This is a genomic window from Dyadobacter flavalbus (genome assembly GCF_006149045.1).
Taxonomy (GTDB): Bacteria; Bacteroidota; Bacteroidia; order Cytophagales; family Spirosomataceae; genus Dyadobacter; species Dyadobacter flavalbus.
Genome location: NZ_VBSN01000049.1, coordinates 307,215 through 330,152 on the forward strand (window position 1 = coordinate 307,215; position 22,938 = coordinate 330,152).

The 22,938-nt window shown below is 46.7% G+C and carries 12 protein-coding genes; 6 read left to right on the plus strand and 6 right to left on the minus strand.

Features of this window, described 5'->3' with window-relative positions; all coding sequences use genetic code 11:
* The first annotated feature begins 27 nt into the window (after positions 1–27).
* From FEM33_RS17085 to FEM33_RS17095, 3 genes are all read left to right on the plus strand, one after another.
* Positions 28–552 carry an ACT domain-containing protein gene (locus FEM33_RS17085; RefSeq protein ID WP_139013207.1) on the plus strand — a complete coding sequence of 175 codons (525 nt, stop codon included), beginning with the start codon at positions 28–30 and terminating at the stop codon, positions 550–552.
* A 138-nt stretch (positions 553–690) separates the two neighbouring features.
* The gene (gene agaR, locus FEM33_RS17090) at positions 691–1,455 is read left to right on the plus strand and encodes a transcriptional repressor AgaR (RefSeq protein WP_138282241.1); all 765 of its coding nucleotides are present in this window, start codon (positions 691–693) and stop codon (positions 1,453–1,455) included.
* 231 nt (positions 1,456–1,686) lie between these two features.
* Positions 1,687–2,061 (plus strand): nuclear transport factor 2 family protein, encoded by a 375-nt coding sequence (locus FEM33_RS17095; protein WP_229214287.1) that lies wholly within the window; start codon positions 1,687–1,689, stop codon positions 2,059–2,061.
* Here the strand turns inward: FEM33_RS17095 and FEM33_RS17100 are convergent.
* Positions 2,052–2,243, minus strand: a complete 192-nt coding sequence (locus FEM33_RS17100; RefSeq protein WP_139013208.1) for a hypothetical protein — start codon at positions 2,241–2,243, stop codon at positions 2,052–2,054. The two genes, FEM33_RS17095 and FEM33_RS17100, sit on opposite strands and share 10 nt — an antisense overlap.
* 113 nt (positions 2,244–2,356) lie before the next feature.
* Here FEM33_RS17100 and FEM33_RS17105 point away from each other — a divergent pair, with 113 nt between their 5' ends.
* Both FEM33_RS17105 and FEM33_RS17110 read left to right on the plus strand, forming a co-directional pair.
* Positions 2,357–5,593, plus strand: coding sequence for a SusC/RagA family TonB-linked outer membrane protein (locus FEM33_RS17105; RefSeq protein WP_139013209.1), 3,237 nt, complete (start codon positions 2,357–2,359; stop codon positions 5,591–5,593).
* Between the two features lie 27 nt (positions 5,594–5,620).
* A complete protein-coding gene (locus tag FEM33_RS17110) occupies positions 5,621–7,225 on the plus strand; it encodes a SusD/RagB family nutrient-binding outer membrane lipoprotein (protein ID WP_139013210.1) in 1,605 nt (534 codons plus the stop codon).
* A gap of 210 nt (positions 7,226–7,435) precedes the next feature.
* On the opposite strand, the gene arr is transcribed toward FEM33_RS17110, so the two are convergent.
* Complete coding sequence (gene arr / locus FEM33_RS17115; RefSeq protein WP_139013513.1) at positions 7,436–7,876, minus strand: NAD(+)--rifampin ADP-ribosyltransferase; 441 nt, start codon at positions 7,874–7,876, stop codon at positions 7,436–7,438.
* A 264-nt stretch (positions 7,877–8,140) separates the two neighbouring features.
* On the opposite strand from arr, the gene FEM33_RS17120 reads away from it, so the two are divergent.
* Positions 8,141–8,725, plus strand: a complete 585-nt coding sequence (locus FEM33_RS17120; protein WP_139013211.1) for a hypothetical protein — start codon at positions 8,141–8,143, stop codon at positions 8,723–8,725.
* A gap of 173 nt (positions 8,726–8,898) precedes the next feature.
* Here FEM33_RS17120 and FEM33_RS17125 read toward each other — a convergent pair whose 3' ends face one another.
* The 4 genes from FEM33_RS17125 to FEM33_RS17140 form a co-directional block, all read right to left on the minus strand.
* Positions 8,899–12,192 carry a CBM96 family carbohydrate-binding protein gene (locus tag FEM33_RS17125; protein WP_139013212.1) on the minus strand — a complete coding sequence of 1,098 codons (3,294 nt, stop codon included), beginning with the start codon at positions 12,190–12,192 and terminating at the stop codon, positions 8,899–8,901.
* 142 nt (positions 12,193–12,334) lie between these two features.
* The gene (locus FEM33_RS17130) at positions 12,335–15,505 is read right to left on the minus strand and encodes a CBM96 family carbohydrate-binding protein (protein ID WP_161597173.1); all 3,171 of its coding nucleotides are present in this window, start codon (positions 15,503–15,505) and stop codon (positions 12,335–12,337) included.
* A gap of 271 nt (positions 15,506–15,776) precedes the next feature.
* Positions 15,777–18,932 (minus strand): CBM96 family carbohydrate-binding protein, encoded by a 3,156-nt coding sequence (locus FEM33_RS17135; protein WP_161597174.1) that lies wholly within the window; start codon positions 18,930–18,932, stop codon positions 15,777–15,779.
* A gap of 271 nt (positions 18,933–19,203) precedes the next feature.
* Entirely contained in the window at positions 19,204–22,458 is a 3,255-nt protein-coding gene (locus FEM33_RS17140) for a CBM96 family carbohydrate-binding protein (protein WP_139013215.1), read from the minus strand.
* Positions 22,459–22,938 lie beyond the last annotated feature (480 nt).

Genomic DNA, 22,938 nt, shown 5'->3' on the forward strand with positions numbered 1-22,938 from the left:
TTTCATGCCGGAACTAAATTATTGATTATGAAAAACCAGTTTCCCGATACATGCCGGATATCGGTTTATGCTTATGACGAAAACCTTGTGCTGGCCAGGATCTTGCAGATGTTCAGTAAAAGCCGGTTTGCGGTCAACTACATTCAGATTTTTGATATACAGGATGAGGAGCTGAAACTGATCATGATAGATGCGTCTTTTCCGAAAGAAATGGTGCCACTGATGCTGGAACGGATCGAGAAAATCATGGAAGTTCACAAAGCAGTTCCGCATTATTTTGAACAGAAAAAACGGTTCCTGGGACTTTACACGGTGCCCGCAGACTTCCGGGAAACGGCTCTTTTTCTTACTTTAAAAAACAGAGGCGTACAAATAAGCGCTGCGGCGGAGCATGTACTGGTTTTGCAACGGATTGGCGACGAAGAAGAAATAGCGGAAATATATCAGCTGCTGTCGGATGCCTGTGCAACCGTTTTTCACAAAAGCATGTGGCCGGATCTCGCCCGGCTTCCGGTCATTTCCGCCGGGCTGCCCGATGGCGCCGGAAGCTAGGCACACAAACTGCCCGTAGGCAAAATAGTAATATTATTGAATGTTGCTACCTTTACAACCTGGTCCGGGCAGCCGGAAGTTTCAGGCGCAAAAGATCAGTGAATTAATAAAAAGTAACCGAATAAACGGGTTGGTACCATGAAAAAGACTGCGCAACGTCGTTCGCTTATACTGCAGAAACTCGATGAGCTGGGCGAAGTGAATGTGAATGATTTGAGTGAGTTGCTGGAAGTAAGTGAAGTGACTATCCGCAATGATCTGGATAAGCTGGAAAACAGCAATTTACTGGTGAGGGCACACGGCGGCGCCTTCAAAACCAACAACATTGCCCTGACGGTTACTGAAAAAAGGAAGATCAATCATGACATCAAGCGGCTGATCGGCAGAAAGGCCGTGTCGCTGATCAATGAAGATGACAGCATTATACTGGATTCCGGCACCACTACTTTTGAAATTTCGAACAATCTTGAAAAATTCAAGAACCTGACGGTGATCAGCAATGCGCTGGACATTGTCAATAATCTGGCTCAATACGAAAACCTGCAGGTGCATATGCCGGGTGGATACCTGAAAGAATTTTCCATGTCGCTGGTCGGACCGATGGCCGAAAGGAATTTCAAGCAACTGTACTGCAACAAACTTTTTCTGGGTATTGACGGCATGAAGGCGAACACCGGTTTTTTCACCCACTACATGGAGGAAGCTCACCTGAACCAGATCATGATCGACATTGCCGAAGAGGTCATTATCGTCACCGACTCATCCAAGTTCAAGAAATCCGGCCTGGCGTTCATTTGCGGTTTTGACAAAATCAACAAAGTCGTTACCGACGACAAGATTGAAGATGCAGACGTAAAAATGCTCAGGCAGCACAATGTGGAAGTAATCATTGCGCATAGCTGATCTGAAATACGGTTTTAAAACCTGCAACTGCCGGTGTTATATAAAAAGGGATACAGCCCGGAAAATAGCCGTATCCCTTTTTGATTTACTGTCCTGCTGCCGCTTGTATGGATAGACGCATTATACACCAATCCTACGGATTTTATAACAATGATTCTTAACGGCACTAGGCATTTATATTTCCGGACTGTATCTTGAAGCGAATAAATAAATACAGAACAGCTACTGCTTATGATGATCGAAAAGGCTATACGGGACTATCTTCAGGCTTATAACGACAAAAATGTTCCGGCCATGCTAGAAGTTCTGGATGAGAAGATTGTTTTTGAAAATATCTCCAACAGCACAGGAATTGTTATCACAACAACCATTCAGGAATTTGAACAACTGGCAACGCAAAGCCTTGATTATTTTACCGAACGCCGGCAATTGATCCGGTTTCTGGTGATTGGCGGAGATTCGGCTGCGGTTGAAATTGATTATCAGGCTCGTTTGGCTGTGGATTTTCCGAACGGAATGAAAGCCGGCGATATGCTGCAACTGCGGGGCGTAAGCATTTTTGAAATGAAAAAGAACAGATTCACCCGGATCAGTGATTACAGTTGAGCGCAAGCGGAACAGTCATATTCCGCCTGAACAACATCATGCTCATTCCGGATGGTTAAAACCTGCACTGCACAAACCGGCTGTACTTCTTCGGCACTGCTGCTGTATACACGACTTTTGCGGTTGGTCAGCTGACGTTCATGGCTGATCGTTTGAGCAACAGGACCTTTACAACCTGTCATGAAAATTCAGGCATTCATGCCGCTGATGTTCACATACTCATAACATTGGGTGCATGATACCTTAATATACGGGATCTAGCTTTGCATTTTTATTCCATGTAAAAACAGACCCTATGATTAAGTATTCTACCATTCTAAAGGCGGGAATTCTTCAGATGCTGCTGCTCGGTACCATTCAGGTAATGGGACAAATCAGCATAAGCGGAAAAGTCACCGACCAGCAAACCGGCGAAGCCATTCCCGGCGCAAGTGTCATTGTAAAAGGAACCAGTTCAGGAACCGGAACCAATGCAGAAGGAACCTATGAACTGTCGGTTCCGGATGCCAGATCTGTGCTCATTTTTTCTTTCGTAGGATTTTCTACGCAGGAAATTGCGGTAAACGGGCAGTCCAAAATTGATGTCGCACTGAGTACAGACCTGAAACAACTGAATGAAGTGGTGGTAACGGCACTTGGAATTAAAAAAGATGTACGCAGAATAGGCGTTGCCATTCAGACCGTGGATGGAACGTCAACTGTCAAGGCCAGGGAACCGAATGCCATCAATGCGCTGGCGGGTAAAGTGGCTGGGCTTACAATCGGAGCGCAGCCTGAACTGCTGAGAAGGCCCAATATTCAGTTGCGCGGAAATACCGATGTATTGTTTGTCGTCGATGGGGTTCCTGTAAACTCGGATACCTGGAACGTAAGTCCGGATGATATCGAAACCTATTCGGTTCTGAAAGGAGCGAGTGCATCCGCATTGTACGGTTTCCGTGGAAAAAACGGCGCCATCCTGATTACGACCAAAAGAGGCACAAAAGACAAGCGCGGGTTCTCCGTGGACGTCAATTCATCCACGATGATGGACAAGGGTTTTTATTCCATTCCCAAAGTTCAGGATGAATACGGGCCGGGCGACCACGGCCGTTATGCCTTCGTTAACGGAGCGGGCGGCGGCCTGAATGACGGTGACTATGACGGCGGATGGGGCCCCCGGTTTGAAGGACAGCCGATTACGCAGTACGACAGCCCTGTGGACCCGGTTACGGGAGTAAGATCGCCCACGCCCTGGATCAACCGCGGAAAAGACAATTTGAGACGGTTTCTGAGACCCGGAATTCTTTCAACCAACAACGTGTCCGTTTCATCCACAGGCGACAAGTACAACCTCCGTTTTTCTGCATCGAATACTTTTCAGAAAGGGATTGTGCCCAACACAAAGCTGAACATTACAAACTTTAACGTTACCGGCGATTTCAGGTTTTCAAACAAACTGAGCTTTACTTCCAATCTTCAGTACAACCGTCAGTATTCCCCGAATATTCCGGACGTGAATTACGGGCCTAATTCCATCATATACAACATGGTATTCTGGGCAGGCGCCGACTGGAATGTGGACGATATGCGCAACTACTGGCAGCCGGGCAAAGAAGGCGTACAGCAGATTTATGCAGAATACCAGCGTTACAACAACCCGTATTTCATGAGCTATGAATGGCTGCGCGGCCATCAGAAATCGGATATTATCGGGCAGGCGGCCATGACTTACAAGATCAACGATTTCCTGGAAGCGACATTGCGGACACAGATAACCACCTGGAATTTATTCAGAAATGAAAAGATGCCTTATTCTGCCGGGTCTTACGGACGCGAGGAACGCAGGGGCGATTACCGGGAAGACCGCCGGAACCTGTTTGAGAACAACACAGACATTCTTGTAAAATTCGACAAAGACCTTTTTGAAGGTTTCAATACCAAGATCTGGGCCGGCGGAAACATCCGCAGCTTTGAGTACAGCTCGCAGTACGGCTCCACGGATTACCTGAACGTGCCCGGCCTTTACAATTTCAACAACTCGTACCGGCCGGTTAAAACATCCAATTTCAATTCCGCCATGCGAGTGAATTCTGCGTATTACTCAGCGGATTTTACCTTCAGGGATTATTTTACCGTATCCACAACCGGACGTGTTGACAAGCTTTCTACCCTGCCCGCAGGAAACAACACCTTCTTTTATCCGTCTGTGGCCGGCTCTACCGTACTTTCGGATTACCTTCCTGTTCCGGAAGTTATTTCATTCCTTAAATTACGCGCATCTTATGCCAACGTAAAAGATGGTCTGACCCGCTCAACGATCGGTACCACGCCTGCTTTGGGCGACGGCAATCCGCTCGGGTACGGAGATCAGTACTATTCGCCTTATGACGGTCCTACTTACCAGAATGCCGCTGTATATTCCACGCCGTTTGCTTACAACAACACCCCGGCGGCTTATTTTACCAATACGCTTAACAATCCGGGCCTGAAACCAAGCACAACTTCCCAAACGGAAATCGGACTGGATGTGCGTGTGCTGAGAAACAGGCTCGGGCTGGATATGACTTATTTTGTATCGCACGAGGGCCCGAGAATATTTGCCTTGCCGATATCTTCCACAACCGGCTACGAATCGTATCTGGTGAACGGTATCCAAACCAAAAAGACCGGCTTTGAACTGGCATTGACCGGCTCCGTTCTGGCAAACCCCAACGGCCTGAACTGGGATGTGGTGGCAAATTATTCCACTTTCAAGGAAGTACTTACGGACATTTATCCGGGTGTCAACGCATTGAATACGTTCTTCAGGGCAGGTGACCGGCTGGATAAATTCTACGGCAGGGCATTTGCCAGAACGCAGGACGGACAAATCATCAATGATGAATCGGGAAGACCTGTTTATCTGCCTGTTAACCAGTATCTCGGAAATATCAATCCGAAGTTTGTTTTCGGTATCAACAACAAGTTTGCCTACAAAAATGTAAATGTAAGCTTTCAGTTTGACGGCCGTATCGGCGGCGTTATTTCCAATTACGTGCAGAAACAGACTTTCCGTGGCGGCAGAAACGCCAAACTGGCTGAGGGTGCGCTGGGAGATGCAAGATACCAGGACTGGCTCGGGTTCAAAAACGGAGATCCTGACAATAAAAACTACATCGGAGAAGGCGTTCAGATCAGTAACGGCAAAGCGCTCAATTACGATGTGGACGGCAAAATCACCAACCTTGCCGAACTGCAGTTCGCTCCCAACACAACCAAACAGTATGTTCAGGACTGGGTAAGCCGGTATTACAACTCTGATGAAGGAAACCTGATGAGCCGTTCGTTTGCCATGCTGAGGGAAGTCGTTATCGGATATACCATTCCTTCCAAATGGCTTGTAAAAAGCAGGTTCATCCGAAATGCTTCCGTTTCGCTCGTCGGAAGAAACCTGCTATATTTTGCTGAAAGCAAGGATATTGACCTGAATCAGTATATATCCGGCGGAGAGTCCAGCCCGCAGACGCCTTCCATGCGCCGCTACGGAGTCAACGTTAATTTATCATTCTAATCAAGAATCAAAGAAAATTGAAATACTATGCTGACCATACGTGGAAACAAGATAAAATACCTCCTTTTTACACTGACTGCCCTCATAGCGACCAGTTGTAACCGGAGTTTCGAAGAACTGGAAAAAGATCCCAACCGGGCCATTTCGGCACCCGCTTCTCTGATCCTGCAGGGAATTGAATGGGACATGTACAACAATACCGGAAGACCGTTCTCCGCAGAAATGCGCTGGAACCAGTTTTATGCCATCAATTACAACTATTACGGCAACAATGAGTACCAGTGGTCATCGTTTACAAACCATTATTCCACGCTGAAAAACGTGGTGCAAATGGAGCTGGAACATAAGAAAACCGGCGCGGCAGACGTCAACGGGTATGCTGCACTGGGCAAATTTTTCCGGGCATTTTTTATGGACCAGATGTCGGCCAGAGCAGGTGATCTTCCCATGACCGAAGCCCTGACCGGCAGGACGAACCTGAATCCGAAATACGATTCCCAGAAGCAGATTTATACTCAGATCCTGTCCTTGCTGAATGAAGCCAACAGCGACATTACCGCACTGATTGCCAAAGGCGAAACAACAGTTGAAGGTGACTTTTACTTTGCCGGAAAACTCGCCAACTGGCAGAAAGTGATCAATGCCTTCAGACTGCGGATACTCATTCGCCTGAGCAAAAAACAGGCGGATGCCGATCTGAACGTGAAAGGACAGTTTGCAGAAATCATAAACAACCCGACCCAATATCCGTTATTGTCCGGCATGAACGACAATCTGCAGTTCGTGTCAAACAATTACAACAAGTATCCTTCCAATCCCGACAACTTCGGTTTTGATGCAACCCGCCAGAATATGGCTGCCACTTATGTCGGATTATTGTCTGCCCGCAAAGATCCGCGGGTGATGATCACCACGGAGCCGGCAGGAGCCCAGCTGAAAGCAGGAAAATCTCCGTCGGATTATTCTGCTTACGTTGGTGCGAGTTCCGGTGAAGACCTTTCAGACATGTCTGCAAAGGCGGGGATCAACAATGGTCCCGGGTATGCGCCGGGAGCCTATTCGTTTCAGAGCCGGTCGCGTTACTATTCCACTTACACGGGAGAAAATGTATTCATTGTGGGTTACCCTGAAATGTGTTTCAATATTGCAGAAGGGATCAATCGTGGCTGGACAACCGGTAACTCCGAACAGTGGTATCAGAACGGGATAAAAGCCTCCATGAATTTTTATGGCATCAAGGATGGCACCAACACGATGCAGTATTCGCGTACCGGAGGCAAGGAAGCCGGTGATTTCACAAGCTATACGGTTGATTTTAATTTTGATACTTACTATGCGCAACCTTTGGTGAAGTACAGCGGAAACAATGTGGCCGGTCTGGAACAGATCATAACGCAAAAATACCTTGCTTTCTTCATGAATTCGGGGCTGGAAGCCTACCTGAATTACCGCCGGACCGGTTTTCCCAAGTTCATGACAGGCGTTGGAACAGGCAATTCAGGAAGGATCGCCACGCGCTGGCAGTACCCGATTTCTGAACGTACAACCAATGCTGCCAATTACAAAGCGGCCATCGACAGCCAGTACGGAGGCAAAGACGACATCAACGATGCGGTATGGCTGGAAAAATAGCCGGTTAAAGTATAGAAAAATGTTGTCTCAGGCGCAGCTTTTCAAAGGCCTGCCTTGGACAAGCCGAAATACAGCAAACGGATGCGTTTGCTGTATTTTTTTGTAATAAAAGGCAAAAACTGATGATCACAAATACGTCTCAGTAGCATCAGAAAGCCCTTACATTGAAAAGCCGGTTTAAACTTTTCAGCAGGAAAACCCGGGGCCAGCTCAGTTGTCGTTCAGTGATTCAATTCCCTGTTCTTTAAGTTTCGCCAAAGCGTCTTTCATGACTTTTACTTGTTCTGCCGGATGGGATTGCCATACGGTAACTTCACCCACGACTTTAAACGGATGTTGCGAACGATACGATTTTGTCGGATTTCCCGGAAATTTTCTGTCCGTGAGATCCGGATCGTCTTCAATGGGCCCTGTTGCCTCCACCAGATAAATTCTCCCGCCCCCTTCTCCAAAGGCCAGCTCAGCGCCCCAGACAGCCGCATCCAGCGTTGCTGTCAGAAAAATATACGCGGCATTTTTTCTCTGGCCAAAGTTGGAATTAAAACCGGTTTGAATAAAGTCCCCGATTTTCAGGTCCGCTTTGGTTCCGTGAAAGTAGGTCTGAACAAACGGGCTTTGGGCATTTTTGTGTTCACCATTATTTTGTTCCATAGTCATTCAGCTGTTCCTGTTTGTTTTGTAAAACTAAACCATTTCATTTTGTTCCCGGCCAGAACTGCGCACATACAAGCCTTTATAATCCCGGAATTCATTTGTATGTTCCAAGTATAAGTTCGGTCACATAAATACCCTATCTTGCACTCAGATCCGGATAGTACCTGTTAGGAACATCAAAAAACCGCTTCAAAGCAAAGCAGCAGTAGATTCAGGTGCTGCGGCCTGTAACTTTGCAGCTGGCTCACCCGTTTCATTTGTATGAAGATCTTATTTTCAACAGTAATCATCATGATCATGCTTGCCTGTAACAAACCTGCGGATAAAGCATCAGTCAACACGGATACGACCGCTTCAGTTTCTGTAGAATCTGAAGTAAAACCGGATCAGCTGATAACGCCGGGAAAAGGCATCGGGCACCTGACGATCGGTTTGCCCGTTGACAGTGCCATTACGAGGCTGGGCCGTCCGGATTCATCGGACGCAGCCATGGGCAGTGCGCTGATGGCGTGGTATAGCAAAGATGCCGGCAAACATCGTACAGCCGTTTTTGCAGGCCGCAATATGGGCAACGAAGACATTAGCCGCATAAAAAAGATCATGGTAAGCTCGCCCTGGTTCAGAACCGGCGATGGCGTTGCAACCGGTACATTACTGACTGACATAAAGAGAAGTTACACGCTGAAACAAGTAGACGATCTCACTGCCCGGCAGAAAGGATTACAGGTTTTTGATGATAATGAAAAAGGAATCACCTTTGATATTGACAGTGCCAGCGGGAAATGTACGGCAATAACCGTGCATACAGCACACGAAAGCCCGCAAAGCTACATCAACATGCATTGAAATGCATTCTATTTATTTCAGCAAAATATGATTGGGCAAACTGCTTCCGGAAAGTGTACGGCTTTTTCAGCTTCATTCAGGTAAGCGTAAGTTTATTTTCAATTTACTAAAAACCCGTTAAAAAAGCACCCGGATGATTCCGGATGCTTTTTTAACGGATATGCTAAACTGCTTTATTTCACCACCACTACTTTCAGTACTTCCGACTTTGAAACGGACTGTACTTTCAGAAGATAAATTCCTTCATTCAAGGAAAGATCCGCAATGCTGATTTCGGCTTTTGTTCCTGCGTGCAGCAACTCATGCATTTTGATGTTGTACGCCCTTCCGGCTTCATTGAAAAGCTGCAAAGCAACAGCTTCCTGATGCTGGTTTCCGACCTGAAGCGTGAACTGTGTACGCACCGGATTGGGGTAAATGACAGAACTTTCCGCGCCTGATTCAGCAGTATTGTTGTCCACTTCTTCCGCGGCCAGCCTTGTAACAGAACTCACGGGCTCACTCGTATTGATGACCAGTTCCGGCCTGAATTGGGCATTCTCCCTGCTGTTGAATATGATCCTTTTGCCGCCGAATGTCTGATCAATCCGCAAGGTCAGCGTTTTGTCCCGGGCAAGCTGGGTTTTGGCAAATTCCGTTATACCGACTTCAAAGTATTCCGGTTTGCGGGTCACGCTCAACGTTCCCAATGCAGTTGTCACGCCGGTTGGCGCATTACTGGCAGTGATGCCGGTCTCGGTCCAGTCGTCATTATCCAGTCCTGCCACATTCAGACTGACCCTCGTATTCGCCTGATGGTTATAGCCGTAGATGCGAAATCTTGCACTGGTTATATCGCTGAAATTAGCCAGTGAGAATTTGAGAAATGATACCCGCTGCAGCTCCGGAACGCTCGTAGCTTTGACACTTAATGTAGGTTCATTTCCATAATTGGTATTGGCATTGATGCCATAACTTACATCCGCATCCGCAACCGGCGATAAAGTAGCTGTTGACATCGATCCAAGAAATTCCACCTCAATGGCCGACACGCGCGGCTTGTCACGCCTCTCCGATGTGGACCTGAAAGCCAGATTAAGAACACCGTCCATCACTTCTACTTCGAAAGTTTCCTGTACGGCACGCAAAGCCCTGCCTGCACGGCCGATGATGCTGTAATTGTTCAGTTTTACCGCTCCTTCGGCACTCACATTGAACAGGCGCCTGTTTATCTCGGCCGGACGGTTGGCATATACGCCCCAGTATACTTCGGCAAAATGGAGTGTCACTTTGACGATGCCGTTTGTAACCGGAATGTTGTAGTTGAAGTAATCCGAACTGCGTCCCGAACGGTACAGCTCGTCGTCCGTCGTGTTCAGAATGTCCACGTCAGCAATCGTGCTGGTGCGGTCTACACCGTCATAATAATTGTCCGCCTCAAAAACACGTCCGTCCGATGCAGTGTAAGCACTACCGCCTGCATTGATGCGGACGGAATTTACACCGCCCGAATTCACGACTTTCACCGTAACGGTTTCCTCATCATATAATTCCGGTACAGCAGCAACGCTGATTCTGACTACAAACTTGTAAATACCCGAACTTTGAGGTACCCAGCTGAAAACGCCACTGGATTTCCCGATCGTTGCACCTTTCGGTGCGCCTATCAGCGAAAACCGTTTTGTTTGTCCGATAGCCATTGTAGCCCTTGCCGTAAATGTAAGTGTATCGCCGGCTTTCAATTCCTGGTAAGGAATAGGATTCAGTACTGGCGGTGTGGTTACATCATTCACGTGAAGATTGACGTTCAATATTGCCCGTGCATAACCGGGAGAAGTTGCCGCCACATAGGAGGTATATTTAGCGGGTAAAAGACCTGCCGGATCCACTGTAAACGGTAAAGAACCACGCGAAGGTGCAGGAATCGTCAGCCAGTCAGCCTGTGACTTCCTGAGCTTTACAGCAGGCGTTCCTGTGTTGGCTGAAAGATTAACAGATTGCTCCGGCGTAGTGATGTTACCGTCATTGGTAAACTTGAGTAACCTGGAAGAAAATGCCAGTGCCTTGGTGTTGGTTTCTGAAACCAGCTTCACTACCCACAATTCCGTTTCATTGGATAAAGCCTCTATTCGGTCATTACCGGCAATGATGCCTGCCGCAGTTCCGCACAGCAGGTATCCGCCGTCCCATGCAGGAAAAGCAGCAATCAGCTGACTGTTGGTTTCTTTTGCTCCGCCAACGGTTTTGTCCCACACGATGGTTCCGGCCGGGTTTAGTTTTACAATCCAGTAGTCATTGAGTCCTTTTTTTGCTTCTGTCTTGTTGCCGCTTGCATTTGATGGGGAATTGCCACCGACTATATAGCCGCCGTCAGGAGTCTGCTTGACTGATTTAAGAACCTCGACCATTTCTCCTCCAAGCGTTCTGTCCCACTCTTTCTCTCCGTTTGCATTTATTTTAACGACCCAAAAATCATTGAAGCCGTTTCGGGGTTCGGTTTTGCTCATGCCAGCATTGGAATTAGAAATGCCGCCCAGGATGTATCCGCCGTCGGAAGTACGGTCCATAGACTGTAATGTTTCATCATTGGGACCACCGTAAGTCTTGTCCCACAGTTTCGCACCGTCCGGTGCCAATTGTACGATCCAGTAATCACTATATCCTTTGGCATCTGTTTTATCTCCGCTTTTCATGGAAGAAGAGGTACCGCCCAGGATGTAATTTCCGCTGGCAGTCTGATCCACATAAACCAAAGCATCTCTTCCCCTTCCTCCAATGGTTTTATCCCATTCTTTGGTGCCGTCTGACGCGACTTTAATAACCCAGTAATCGTAATCGCCTCTTCTGGCTTCAGACTTCATACCATCATTGGATGAAAGAGAAGTTCCACCAAGAATGTATCCGCCATCTTTTGTCTGCCTCAATGAATTCAGCGCATCTTCATTTTTTCCTCCATAGGTTTTGTCCCATTGTTTGGTGCCATTGGCCGAAATTTTGATAACCCAGTAATCTATAGAGGATGAATAAGCATTATTTGTTTTATCCTGGCCGTCATTGGAGTTGGAAGATCCACCCAGTAAATAGCCTCCGTCTGTGGTTTGAATAATTGCCTTCAGAATATCCTGTTTATTTCCGGAAAATGTTTTGTCCCACTCTTTATTTCCATCTATATCATATTTCGCAACATTGTAGTCTGAAAAGCTGATATAAGAAAGTGATCGTCCCACAATGATACCGCCATCATCCGTTGCGCATACGATGCTAGGTATGAAATCAGGAACAGGCCCGTAACTTTTATCCCATTCAATGGCAGGCTGTGCTACGAGTGAAGATGCGGCAAGCAGCAAAATGCCTAATTTTATCAAACAAAAATTCCAAAATCCGGATTGCTTTTGCCTGTGCCCGACAATTTCAATAATCCGTAAGTCAATGCGCCCGATGATCTGACTCAGGTCGGGAAAACAGAAAGTTGGTAAATGTAAATGCATAAATATTAACCGGTTATAATTTCAGGTGAGTATGTAACCATCATAAAGGCAAGCGTAAGTCTATCTCTGTTTACTACAAATCAATGAATAAAAGCACCCGGAAAATCCGGGTGCTTTTGAAAGAAAATAATCATTAATTTATTTATTTCACCACCACTACTTTCAGCACTTCCGACTTGGATACGGACTGTACTTTCAGAAGATAAATTCCTTCATTCAAGGAAAGATCCGCAATGCTGATTTCGGCCTTTGTTCCTGCGTGCAGCAACTCAGTTGTTTTGATGTTATAAGCCCTTCCGGCTTCATTGAAAAGCTGCAAAGAAACTCCTTCCTGATGCTGGTTTCCTATATTTAGCGTGAATTGCGTACGTACCGGATTCGGGTAAATAACAGAACTTTCCGCGCCAGTTTTAGCAGTTTCATTTGTCATTTCTTCCGCAGCAAGCCTTGTAACAGAATTCACGGGCTCACTCGTATTGATGACCAGTTCCGGCCTGAACACGGCATTTTCCCTGCTGTTGAATATGATTCTTTTGCCGCCGAATGTCTGATCAATCCGTAAAGTCAGCGTTTTGTCACGGGCAAGCTGGGCTTTGGCAAAATCGGTGATACTGACTTCAAAGTATTCCGGTTTGCGGGTCACGCTCAACGTTCCCAGTGCAGTCGATACGCCGGATGGCGCATTATTGGCAGTGATGCCGGTCTCGGTCCAGTTGTCATTATCCAGTCCGATCAAGTTCAGATTAACCCTGGTGTCGGCCTGGTAATTATAACCGTAGATGCGGAACTTTGCATTGGTTATGTCGCTGAAACCGGCCAGCGAGAATTTAAGAAAGGATACCCGGCGAAGCTCCGGTACGCTCGTCGCTTTGACATCCAATGTGGGCTCTTTTCCATAATTTGTATTGGCATTGACGCCATAACTGACGTAAGAATCCGCAACCGGCGTGATGATTGTTGGTATGGAATTAACAAATTCCACTTCAATGGCCGATACCCGCGGCTTGTCGCGCATTTCAGCTGTTGACCGGAAAGCCAGATTAAGAACACCGTCAATAACCACTACTTCGAAAGTTTCCTGTACGGCATTTAAAGGCTGGCCTGCGTGACCGATGATACTGTAATTGTCCAGCTTCACCACACCTTCCGCACTTACATTGAACCGGCGCCTGTCCTTATCGCCCGGACGGCCGGGATATACACCCCAGTAGGTTTCTGCAAAATGGAGTGTCACTTTTACAATGCCGTTTTTGACCGGAATGTTGTAGTTGAAATAATCCGAACTACGGCCTGAACGGTACAGTTCATCGTCCGTTGTGCTCAGAATATCCACGTCAGCACCAATCGTGCTGGTGCGGTCGATGCCACTGTAATAGTTATCCGCCTCAAAAATACGCCCGTCGGAGGTGGCGTAAGCACCGCCGCCTGCATTGATGCGGACGGAAGTTGCAGCGGCCGGATTCAGTACTCTTACGGAAATCGTTTCCTCATCATACAGTTCCGGTACCTGAGCAACGCTGATCCTGACTACAAACTGGTAAGTGCCCGCAACAAGAGGAGCCCAGCTGAAAACCCCGCTGGATTCGCCGATCGTTGCTCCTTCAGGCGCGCCAATCAGTGAAAACCGTTTGGTTTGGCCGTTTGCTGTTGTAGCCTTTGCTGTAAATGTAAGGGTATCCGGGGCAGTTACTTCCTTGTCTCCGATGGAATGTAATACAGGCGGTGTCGTTACATCATTAACATGCAGATTGACTTTCAGCAAAGCCCGTGCATAACCGGAAGCCGTTGCTGCAACGAGGGAGGTATATTTTTCAGGAGAAAGACCTTCGGGATTTACCGTAAAAGACAAAGAACCCCGTGCAGGTGCAGGAAGCGTCAGCCAGCTGACTTTGGAATTACTGAGGGTTACAGCAGGCGTTCCGGTATTTGCCGAAAGCGTAACGGATTGCGTTTGAGTCGTGCTGTTTCCGTTGCTAATAAACTTGAGTGAGCCGGAAGAAAATGCCAGTGCATTGGTGTTGGATTCTGAAACCAGCTTTACGACCCATAATTCGGTTGAATGGGTCATAGCCACCGTTCTGTCATTGCCGGGAACTATCCCTGCCGAAGTTCCGCACAGCAGGTATCCGCCATCCCATGCAGGAAAAGCACCAATCAGCTGATTGTTGGTATCCCTTGCCCCGCCAATGGTTTTGTCCCAGGCTATGCTGCCATCCGAATTTAATTTTACAATCCAGTAATCCGTAGATCCTTTACGTGCTTCTGTCTTGTTGCCACTTTTATCTGAACTGGAACTGCCCCCGACAATATAACCGCCGTCCGGGGTTTGCTTCACTGAAGCTAGAAGCTCTCTCCCTGTTCCTCCGAGTGTTTTGTCCCACTGTTTGTCTCCGTCTGCATTGATCTTTATCACCCAGTAATCAAGATAACCGAATCCATTTTCCGTTTTGTCCCCGCCGATCGGGGAAGCAGACTCGCCGGCGATGATGTAGCCTCCGTCGGAAGTACGGTCCATAGATTTCATGTTATCATAATTATAGCCGTTAAATGTCTTGTCCCATAACTTCGAACCGTTTGGTGCCAATTGCACAACCCAGAATTCATGATTGATTGCGTCACCATCCGTTTTATCTCCACTGATGCCTGAAAGTGAGGTACCGCCCAGAATGTAATTTCCGCTGGCAGTCTGATCCACATAAACCAGGCTGTCCGCCATATTTCCTCCGATGGTTTTATCCCATTCCTTGGTGCCGTCTGAAGTAGTTTTAATAACCCAGAAATCATGAGCACCTCTGCTGGATTCTGACTTTACGCCATCCCTGGATGAAAGAGAAATACCGCCAACCAGATAACCGCCATCCTTTGTCTGCTTCAGGGATCTTACATTATCAGCACGGCTTCCGCCATAGGTTTTGTCCCACTCTTTGCTGCCATTGGCCGAGATCTTGACAATCCAGTAATCCACAGAAGATGCAAAAGCATTATCGGTTTTATCCTGGCCACTATCCGAGTTGGAAGAGCCGCCAAGTAAATAGCCTCCGTCTGTGGTCTGAATGATTGTGTTCAGATTATCCCGTTTATTTCCGGAAAATGTTTTGTCCCATTCTTTATTTCCATTTACATTGTATTTTACAACAATGTAATTTGCATCGTCTGAAGGATACAGTGCCCGCCCTACAATGATACCGCCGTCATCGGTAGGACATACAATTTTGGGCTGCAGACCCGGAACGGGTTCATAAGCTTTGTCCCATTCAATGCCGGGCTGTGCCATAAGTGAAGATGCAGCAAACAACAGAACGCCTGATATCATCAAACACAGATTCCAAAAACCGGACCGCCTTAGCCGGTACACGGTGCTTTTTATCATTTGTAAATCAGGCTGCTGCCGGCTGATCAGGCCCGTATGGGCAAAACAGGAAGTTGATAAATGTAAATACATATTGATTAATTGGTTATAATTTCAGGTGAGTACGTAATGATTATAAAGGTAAGCGTAAGTTTATCTTTGTTTACTACAAATCAATGAATAAAAGCACCCGCAAAAATTCGGGTACTTTTAAAGAAAACAATCATTAGTTCATTTATTTAACGACCATCAATTTCAGCACTTCCGACCTGGAAACGGATTGTACTTTCAGAAGATAAATTCCTTTATCCAGCGAAAGATCCGCAATGCTGATTTCAGCCTTTGTTCCTGCGTGCAGCACTTCAGGCGTTTTCAGATTGTACGCCCTTCCGGCTTCATTGAAAAGCTGCAAAGTAACAGCTTCCTGATGCTGGTTTCCGATGTGAAGTGTAAACTGCGTACGAACCGGATTGGGGTAAATGACAGAACTTTCAGCACCAGCTTCGGCAGTTTCTTTTGGCATTTCTTCCGCGGCAAGCCTTGTAACGGAGCTGACTGGGCTGGTTGTTGCGATGATCAGCTCTGGCGGATAAACCGCATTTTCCCTGCTGTTGAATTCTACCTTAAATTCTCGATTCTTGTTATCCTGTACTCTGAAAGTTACTGTTTTATCACTTGCAAGTTGGGCCATGGCAAAAGTGGAAACATCCAGTTCAAAATACTTAGCCTTTCTCGACAAGTCAATCTGACCTAATGTTGTCTGAACACCTTTTGGCGCATTGTCCCATGTAATGCCTGTTTCTGTCCAGTTGTCATTATCCAGACCGATTACATCAACAAATAAGTTATTTCTGTTCACAGCACTTTGCGTGTATATACGAATCTTTGCACTGGTTATGTCAGTAAAAGCAGCTAATGAGAATTTGATATAGGCATGTCGTTTTTCAGAAGGTATGTAATAATATGATTCAACTTGTAAATTAGGCTCTTTGCCAAAATTTGCACCTCCTTGAGTACTTACTACATAGGAATCTGCAACCGGAGATAAGGGTGTTACATAAAGCGGCTGAAGCATTTCCACTTCAATGGCTGAAACACTTGGCTGGTCACTGATTTTAATAAAATCAAGGTTCAAACGGCCATCTGTAACAATAACTTCAAAAGTCTGCTTTACGGCAATCAACGGCCCTCCTGTTTTGGTTAGAATACTGTAATTACTAATTCTGCTCAGTCCTTCGGCAAGTACGCTAAACTTACGCCGGTCTGGCCTGGCAATACGTCCTGGATAAACGCCCCAGTATATTTCCGCAAAATGGAGTGTCACTTTCATTTTACCGCTGTAAACCGGAATGTTATAACTGAAACTTTCTGAACTGCGTGCAGACCGGTACAGTTCGTCATCCGCCGTATTCCGAATATCCACATTTGCAACGGAACTGGTGCGGTCAACTCCTTCAAAATACCGGTCGGCTTCAAAGAAATGGCCGTCGGCCGTCGTGTAGTCACCACCGCCTGCATTGATCCGGATCGGGACTACTTGCTCTGGTTCTGTTACTTTTACAGTTATCGTTTCCTCATCGGTTAATACCGGCGTAGTGTTACTGCTTACTTTAACGTTAAACTGATAAGTGCCTGAAACCTGCGGAGTTACCCATCTGAAGACACCGGTTGATGTATCGATTGCTGCTCCTTGCGGCGCATTTACCAATGAAAACTTTTTTGTTTGCCCCAAAGCCGACGTTGCCAAAGCTGTAAATCTCAGCACTTGTCCGGCGAGCAATTCTTTATTGCCAATCGGATCAAGCGTCGGCGGCGTAGTCACATCGTTAACCTGAAGATTGACCGTAATGATGGCCCTTGCATATCCGGGTGCTGTCGCATGAACAACCGCTTTGTATTTGCCGGGCTGAATACCGGTAGGATTTACTTTAAAAGGCAAAGAACCCAGCGACGATGTCGGCACAGGCAGCCAGCTGGCCAGTGATTTGTTAAGGGTTACAACGGGCGTGCCGGAACTGGCCCTGAGATTGACGGATTGCGTAGGCGTAGTCGTGTTTCCAGAATTGATAAATTGCAGTGAAGAAGCAGAAAATATCAGCTTTTTGGTGTTTGATTCCGAAACCAGCTTCACGATCCATGCACCAGATCCGGATGCGGTTTTATTGTTACCAAAGTCATAAATGTCTATATTTCCAATTAACAGCAACCCGCCATCCTTTGCCGGAAGCACCGAAACCAGATTGCTGGAAGAACGGGCAGCGGCACCAATAGACTTGTCCCATATCTTAGTGCCGTTTGCATTCAGTTTTACCAGCCAGTAATCCGTTTGCGATTTGAGCACCGTAGTTTTATTACCATTTTTGCCTGATACCGAATGGCCAGCAATTATATATCCGCCATCAGAAGTCTGTCTGGCTGTTCTCAACGTTTCATTATCGGTTCCTCCAAGCGTTTTGTCCCATTGCTTGATCCCGTCTGAATTTATCTTGACAATCCAGAAATCTGTTTCACCTAATCCCGGTTCTGATTTATCTCCTCCTTTTCCGGAATTCGAAGTTCCGCTCAGTAAATAGCCGCCATCGGTGGTGTGTTCCAGTGATACCAGCCGATCCTCATAGTTTCCACCGATTGTTCTGTCCCATTGCTGAGAACCATTCGGGGATAATTTTACAATCCAGTAATCTCCATAGCCCTTGGAATCTGATGTTTTGTCTCCGCTTCTTGGGGACATGGAAATTCCTCCAAGAATATACCCTCCGCCGGCAGTCTGGTCTACAACGGACAATTCATCATAGTTTGATCCGCCAATGGTTTTATCCCACTGCCTTGCTCCCGTTGAACTGATTTTAATTACCCAGTAATCCTGGTACTCCCCTTTTGGATCCTCCGTTTTAACATCGCTAGGTCCTGAGATAGAACTGCCACCAATGATATAGCCGCCGTCCGTGGTCTGCTTCATTGATTTCAGGATATCGGTACGGGTGCCGCCATACGTTTTGTCCCATTGCTTGGTACCGTTGGCGGAAATCTTTATTATCCAGAAATCGACATCCTCGTTGGAGTACGCATTTTGCGACTTGTCAAAACCGGCGTTCGAACCCGAAGTGCCGCCAAGCAAATACCCGCCGTCGGAAGTCTGGATAATGGATACGAGTTCGTCCGTACGGTTTCCGACAAATGTTTTTTCCCATTCCTTTACACCCGCCGCATTAACCTTGGTAATAAAATAATCGGTATCCGTTACACCAAACTGCACATTGCTTCCCAGCATGGCTCCGCCGTCGGAAGTACTGCATGAAGTGACAATGCTTGTTCCCGCAATCTTGTCCCATTCAATGGCAGGCTGTGCCAGTAGCGAAGATGCTGAAAGCAGCAAAATGCCTAATTTCATCAAACAAATATTCCGGAATCCGGATTGCTTTTGCCTGTGTCTGACACTCTTAATAATCCGTAAGTCGATGCGCCGCCGACTGATCAGGCGCGTATGGGTAAAACAGGAAGTTGGTAAATGTAAATGCATCATAATTAACCGGTTATAATTTCAGATGAGCATGGAATGATTATGAATGTAAGCGTAAGTTTATCTCTGTTTACTACAAATCAATGAATAAAAGCACCCGAAAAATCCGGATGCCTTCACAAGGAAATTTTTATTAACCTGCTTATTTGACCACCACTACTTTTAGCACTTCCGACTTTGAAACGGACTGTACTTTCAGAAGATAAATTCCTTCATTCAAAGAAAGATCCGCAATGCTGATTTCGGCTTTTGTTCCTGCGTGCAGCGATTCATGCGTTTTGATGTTGTAAGCCCTTCCGGCTTCATTGAAAAGCTGCAAAGCAATGGCTTCCTGATGCTGGTTTCCAACATGTAGCGTGAAATGCGTACGTACCGGATTCGGGTAAATGACAGAACTTTCCTCGCCGGATTCAGCAGTTTCATTTGGTACTTCTTCCGCAGCAAGCCTTGTAACAGAACCCACAGGCCCGATTGTATTGATGATCAGTTCCGGTCTGTTCACAGCATTTTCCCTGCTGTTGAATATGATCCTTTTGCCGCCGAATGTCTGATCAATCCGCAAGGTCAGCGTTTTGTCACGCGCAAGCTGGGCTTTGGCAAATTCTGTAATGCCGAGTTCAAAGTATTCCGGTTTGCGGGTCACGCTCAACGTTCCCAATGCAGTTGTCACGCCGGCTGGGGCATTACTGGCAGTGATGCCGGTCTCGGTCCAGTCGTCATTATCCAGTCCTGCCACATTCAGACTCACCCTCGTATCCGCCTGATGATTATAGCCGTAGATGCGGAATTTTGCACCGGTTATATCGCTGAAACCGGCCAGCGAGAATTTAAGAAAGGATACCCGGTGAAGCTCCGGTACGCTCGTCGCTTTAACGCTTAATGTGGGTTCATTTCCATAGTTTGTATTGGCATTCACACCATAACTGACATCCGCATCTGCAACCGGCGATATTGAAGTAGTATTGACAAACTCCACTTCAATGGCCGACACGCGCGGCTTGTCGCGCATTTCAGCTGTTGACCTGAAAGCCAGATTGAGAACACCGTCAATCACTTCCACTTCGAAAGTTTCCTGTACGGCACGCAAAGCCCCGCCTGCACGGCCGATGATACTGTAATTGTTCAGTTTGACCGCTCCTTCCGCACTCACATTGAACAGGCGTCTGTTTATCTCGGCCGGACGGTCGGCAAACACGCCCCAGTATATTTCGGCAAAATGAAGCGTAACTTTGACGATGCCGTTTGTAACCGGAATGTTGTAGTTGAAATAATCCGAACTGCGTCCCGAACGGTACAGCTCATCGTCCGTCGTGTTTAATATATCCACGTCAGCAATCGTGCTGGTGCGGTCGATGCCTTCATAATACTGATCAGCTTCAAAAACACGCCCGTCCGATGCCGTGTAAATACCGCCGCCTGCATTAATGCGGATGGCGGGCAGACTGGACGGGTCCGGTACTTTCACCGTAATGGTTTCCTCATCGGATAATTGCGGCAAATTGACGATACTTACTTTAACGACAAACTGATAAGTTCCCGGACTTTGAGGTACCCAGCTGAATACGCCGCTGGATGCCCCGATCGTTGCACCTTGCGGCGCGCCCACCAGTGAAAACACTTTTGTTTGCCCAAATGCGGAAGTAGCATTGGCCGTAAATGCAAGTGTATCGCCACGACTCAGTTCTTTGTCACCGATGGGTTCGAGCACAGGCAGCGTGGTTGCATCGTTTACGACAAGATTGATTTTCAGCAAAGCCCGCGCATAACCGGGAGACGTTGCCGTAACTACAGTTGAATAATTACCTGTTGAAAGACCTTTCGGTTTAACCGAAAACGGCAAAGTACCCCGTGAGGGTGCAGGAAGCGTCAGCCATTCGGCTCTGGTCTTTTTAAGGTTTACAGCAGGCGTTCCTGTATTGGCCGAAAGGGTTACGGATTGCGGTGGCGTAGTTGTACTTCCCGTATTCACATAATCCAGTGCTCCGGAAGAAAAAGCCAGGGCTTTGGTGTTGGTTTCCGAAAGCAGCTTAACCACCCATAAACCGCCTCCTGTCGAGAAAGCCGTTTTATCATTGCCTGACACTTCACTCGTCGTATTTCCGCACAGCAGGTATCCGCCGCCCCATGCAGGAATGGCGGCAAGCAGTTCACTGGAAGAATTTGCTGCACCACCAATGGTTTTTTCCCAGTCCAGTTTACCGGCCGAGGTTAGTTTTACAACCCAGTAATCACGGATTCCTTTCAGTCCTTCCTTCTTGTTGCCGCCTTTGCCCGATTCTGAGTCGCCACCAATAATATAACCTCCGTCAGATGTTTGTTTAATTGATTTTAGCAAATCATTCGCTTTTCCTCCAATGGTTTTGTCCCACAGCTTTTTCCCGTTTGCGTTTATCTTAACTACCCAGAAATCATCCCCGCCTATGCCTTTTTCCGACTTGTCCAAGCCAGGGCTTGGTGAAGCAGACTGGCCGCCCAATATGTACCCTCCGTCTGAAGTGCGCTGCATGGAAGTTAGTATGTCAAGATCAGGGCTTCCAATGGTCTTGTCCCAAAGCTTCAAACCATCTTTGGACAATTGTACAATCCAGTAATTATAATAATAGTACTTATTACCCCCTGTATAATCCGAGTTTTCACCACTGCTGGAAGAAACAGAGTATCCGCCCAGTATATAATTTCCGTTTGCAGTCTGGTCAACATAAACCAATTGATCATAATTTGATCCGCCAATGGTTTTATCCCATTCCTTTGTTCCGTTTGAAGTGATTTTAACAACCCAGTAATCGTATTCTCCTTTATTAATTTCTGATTTTACGCCACTTTCAGGTGAAAGGGAACTGCCGCCAACAATATAGCCGCCATCCGTTGTCTGTTTTAATGTAGTTAAATTATCTATACCGCTGCCGCCAAGCGTTTTGTCCCATTGCCTGGTACCATTGGCCGAAATTTTGATGATCCAGTAATCAGCACCTGAATAGCTGTTCTCAGACTTATCCGGGCCTTTGTTGGAGCCGGAAGTGCCGCCAAGCAAGTAGCCTCCGTCGCTTGTCTGAATAATCGCACTCAGCACATCGCGTCCTTCCCCTCCGTATACTTTATTCCATTCCTTTTCACCAGCAGCATTGTATTTGGTGACGGCATAATTCGAGGCCGTCGAGTTAACTGATTGCCCTACAATGATACCGCCATCATCGGTAGCGCATACCGTATTGGGTGTAAAATCAGAGCCGGGTTCATAGGTTCGGTCCCATTCAATAGCTGGCTGCGCAATCAGAATGGATGTTACAAGAAAGAACAATGCAACTGTTAAGAGCAATTTCTGCTTCTTTATTGCCTTGATGCAGACCGTTCCGCAAAGCTCTGAATAACGCAATTTTTCATGGAAAAGTAGATTCATAAGACAGGTTGAGTTTGATAACGAAAATAATTAATCGTAAAAAACATTAAGCTACAAGCATTTACCCATAATTGTATCTTTCCGTTTACTAAACGGAGCAAATACTACAAATATATTTTTGACATTAGAATGAGTTGGTAAAAGCTTTAAAAGGAGTTTAAGCTGAAAGCATTTTTCATTGCTGATGCGACTAGAAGTCTTTTCATTGGTTATCCATTGGGTTCAAGTAAAACTTGAAAGATTCCCGGCATGTCAAGAATGGTTCCGCTACCTGCATTACATGTTCAGGCGGCCCCGCCGGGGCCAACAAAGATCAAAAATGCATATTGCTACAAACAGGGAGCCGCTCTGCAGCCAGGCTGGATTCTTTTTGTTGAATTATATTCAAAAGATGCCAGTGCTTGTCCCGTAAACTTTTGGCACTTCTAAACAGCAGAAAATCAGCTTTCCTGCTCCGCAGGAGCTATCTGTTTGTAGAAA